This window comes from Streptomyces sp. URMC 126 (assembly GCF_051386555.1).
GTDB lineage: Bacteria > Actinomycetota > Actinomycetes > Streptomycetales > Streptomycetaceae > Streptomyces.
In genome coordinates, this window is record NZ_JBPQTX010000529.1 from 1 (window position 1) to 2786 (window position 2786).

Genomic DNA, 2786 nt, shown 5'->3' on the forward strand with positions numbered 1-2786 from the left:
CCACCCCCCGGAACTCCCATGCCCGCTCCGGATCCCCCGCTCCCAGCGGCCGGAGGACGACGCGGCCCGCCCACGCCGGTTCGGGGGCGACGTCGACGGCGAGCTCGGCACCGCCCCCATACGCGCCGTAGCCGCCGGGGTCGTCCGGTACGACGAGGTGGAAGAGGCCCGCCCCCGGCGCGGGCCGCAGCAGCCAGGACCGGTGCCGTGCGCCCGCGCCCACCTGCTTGCCGGGCTCGGGCTCTCCGTGGAAGCCGAGCAGCGTGCCGCTCCGCACGTTGCGGACGGTCCGCGTCCCGTCGTCCAGCTCCTCCAGGATCCACTCCTGCTCACCCGGCCCCGCGGTGCGCGGCATGAGGAAGGTGGGCGTTCCCGGTTCGGCGGAGCCGTCCCGCAGCGTGAGGAACCGGCCGCCGGGCCGGGCGATCGTGTAGACGCCGTTCGGTACCAGAGCCAAGGCCGACTCCCTTTCTGACGCGCGACGCCCGCGACGGGCGCCTCGGACTTCCGGGCGGAGCCATTCCTCCCCGGTCCCCGCGTCCCGTACCGGGGTGAGGCCCCGGCGTCACCCCTCGGGCGCATGGCGGCCTCACCCGGGGGAGGGCGCGCCGCCAGCGGGCGGCTCAGCGACGGGCCCGGCGGCCGGCCGCACCGTCGGCTCTCCGACCGGCTTCCGGCCGACTCGGCGGGTGTCAGCCCGGCGGCCCGGCGGGCCGTCCGGCGGACAGCCCCGCGAGGGGGCCGAGGCGTGGCTCACTCGTCGGTGGACGCGTAGGGATTGGCCTCGCGGCCCTCCGTGCTGAGCAGCACCACCGTCGACTCGTGGCCGATCCCCAGCGCGTCCCGCCGCCCGGCCGCGCCGGGTCCCGTGAGCGCCGTCCGCAGGCCCGCGAGGGAAGCGGCGCCGCAGGGTCCGGACGGGACGCCGAGCGCGGACAGGTCGGCCATCGCCCGGGCGGCGCCGGCCTCGGTGACGGCGACGGCGGCGTCCAGCCCGTCCCGGAGGAACGGCCAGGCGAGGGCGGACGGCGTCCCGCAGTTGAGGCCCGCCATGGCGGTCTCCCCGGTGGCGATGGTCACCGGTTCGCCGCGCGTGAGGCTCGCCAGGAGGCTCGGCGCCGCCTCCGGCTCCACGGCCAGCAGCGCCGGTGCCGGTCCGGCGGCCGGTCGGCCGGCGCGGTAGTGGGTGACGGCCGCCTGGGCCAGCGAGCCCACGCCGACCGGGACGGTCACCAGGCCGGGCGCCCCGGCGCCGGCCGCCGCCAGCTGCTCGTCGATCTCGGCGAAGAGCGTGGAGTAGCCCTCCACGATCCAGCCCGGGATCCGTTCGTACCCCGGCCAGGCCGTGTCCTGGACCAGGACCGTGTCGGCCGCGCGGGCCGCCTCGGCCGCCCGCCGCACCGCGTCGTCGTACGGGCCCGCGACCCGGACCACCTCGGCGCCCTCGCCGGCGATGGCCGCGACGGCCGCCGGGTGCACGCCCGACGGGACGAAGACGCGGGCCCGCAGCCCGTTGTCGCGGGCCGCCCGGGCCAGGGCCCGGCCGTGGTTGCCGTCGGTCGCGGTCACCAGGGTGAGCGGGGCCGCGTCCCGCCCTTCCGCCGCCCGCTCGGCCACGATGTTGCGCACCGCCCAGAACGCGCCCAGCGCCTTGAAGGCGGGCAGGCCCAGCCGGGACGACTCGTCCTTGACGAAGACCCGTCCCACGCCGAACTCCGCGGCCAGCTCGGGCAGTTCGGTCAGGGGCGTCGGCGCGTACCCCGGCAGCGCGGCGTGGAAGTCCCGTACGCCAGCGGGGGCGGGCGCGCAGGACCAGGCACGGGCGGCCGGGCGGGCGTACCAGGAGGGAGCGAGAACGGGGGAGGGAGTGATCGTGGTCATGGCAGTAGCCTGCGGCGTGGGCGTCCCTCCGGTCCAGCGCATGATTCCGACCTGTATTCGTCGGGAAAACCGAATGGTGGGGTGGCGCGCCGAGAACCGGGCCCGAGACGAAAGAAGAGGAACCTCCGCCGTGTTCGACCTGCACCGGCTGCGCCTGCTGCGCGAACTCAAGCACCGCGGCACCCTCGCCGCCGTCGCCGCCGCCCTCTCGTACAGCCCCTCCACGGTCTCCCAGCAGTTGTCCCAACTGGAAGCGGAGGCAGGCGTGCGGCTGCTGGAACCGGTGGGGCGCCGGGTGCGGCTGACGCACCAGGCCGACATCCTCGTCGCGCACACCGAGGTGATCCTCGAACGCCTGGAACGCGCCCAGGCGGACATCGCCGACTCCCTGGCCGACACCGCGGGCACCTTGCGCCTCGCCGCTTTCCAGACGGCCGCGCTCACGCTCGTTCCCCCCGCCCTGAGCCTGCTCCGCGCGGCCCACCCCCGCCTGCGGGTCCACGTCACCCAGGGCGAACCGGAGACCGCTCTCCCCGCCCTGCTGGCCCGCGACTTCGACCTGGTCGTCACCGAGGAATACCCCGGCGACCCGATCCCCCACCCCGCCGAACTGGAACGGGAGGCCCTTCTCGACGACACCCTCCGCCTCGCCGTGCCCGGCCCGGCGGACGGTGGGCCGCCAACCGCCCTGCGGATGCTCGCCGATCACCCGTGGGTGATGGAACCGGAGGGCACGGCCGCCCGCCGCTGGGCGACGGCGCTGTGCCGGGAGGCCGGCTTCGAACCCGACGTCCGGTTCGAGTCCAGCGACCTCCTCCTGCACCTCCGCCTCGTCGAGGAGGGGCACGCCGCGGCCTTCCTCCCGGACCTCGTCCGGAACGCCCGCCGCCCCACCGTTCCCCTCC

General features: G+C 76.6%; 3 protein-coding genes. 1 reads left to right on the plus strand and 2 read right to left on the minus strand.

Annotated elements, in window-relative coordinates; all coding sequences use genetic code 11:
• Positions 1 to 457: hypothetical protein (locus ACSNOK_RS32325; protein WP_436784352.1), on the minus strand; the 457-nt coding region annotated here is incomplete at its 3' end.
• Positions 458 to 753: 296 nt separating this feature from the next.
• Positions 754 to 1881 (minus strand): diaminopropionate ammonia-lyase, encoded by a 1128-nt coding sequence (locus ACSNOK_RS32330; protein ID WP_436784353.1) that lies wholly within the window; start codon positions 1879 to 1881, stop codon positions 754 to 756.
• Between the two features lie 130 nt (positions 1882 to 2011).
• Here ACSNOK_RS32330 and ACSNOK_RS32335 point away from each other — a divergent pair.
• Positions 2012 to 2786: LysR substrate-binding domain-containing protein (locus ACSNOK_RS32335; protein WP_436784354.1), on the plus strand; the 775-nt coding region annotated here is incomplete at its 3' end.

Bases quoted from the DNA above. Each gene is read 5' to 3' on its own strand.
- ACSNOK_RS32330 (WP_436784353.1), bottom strand. From the start codon at position 1,881: ATGACCACGATCACTCCCTCCCCCGTTCTCGCTCCCTCCTGGTACGCC.